The organism is Paenibacillus sp. sgz302115 (assembly GCF_056120445.1).
In genome coordinates this window covers 1-496 of the sequence record NZ_JBVYOK010000067.1, presented here as the reverse complement: position 1 = coordinate 496, position 496 = coordinate 1, and the positions used below count along the sequence as shown (strand labels likewise).

Annotated in this window: 1 protein-coding gene; it reads left to right on the top strand. The window is 55.4% G+C overall.

The window, feature by feature from the left end:
- Nucleotides 1-197: hypothetical protein (locus AC0LWN_RS32680; protein WP_474672750.1), on the top strand; the 197-nt coding region annotated here is incomplete at its 5' end.
- Between the last annotated feature and the right edge of the window lie 299 nt (nt 198-496).

The window sequence follows — 496 nt, the reverse complement described above, 5'->3', positions numbered from 1 at the left end:
GAAGGCTGTTTGTGCGTCCGGGGGAAGAGAAGCCCTTGGTTCGTTGGAGCATAGGCTTCGTTAGCACCGCTTCGCAATCAGCCCGGACGGGCTGTATCCCTTCCGGGACGTCACAAGGCAGCCTTCCTTCGGGAAGGCTGTTTGTGCGTCCGGGGGAAGAGAACCCCAGAGGTTCGTTGGAGGATCTGCTTCGTTAGCACTTACTTCGCAATCAGCCCGACTGGGCTGTATCCCTTCCGGGACGTCACGAAACAGCCTTCCTTCGGGAAGGCTGTTTGTGCGTCCGGGGGGATGAGAACCCCAGAGGTTCGTTGGAGGATCTGCTTCGTTAGCACTTACTTCGCAATCAGCTCGACCGGGCTGTATCCCTTCCGGGACGTCACAAGGCAGCCTTCCTTCGGGAAGGCTGCCTTGTGCGTTTGGGGGATGCTACAGTTGGAAAAAAGTCACTTAATTCAGCCATATTGCCTAATATCTATGGTTTATGTGGAAAAAG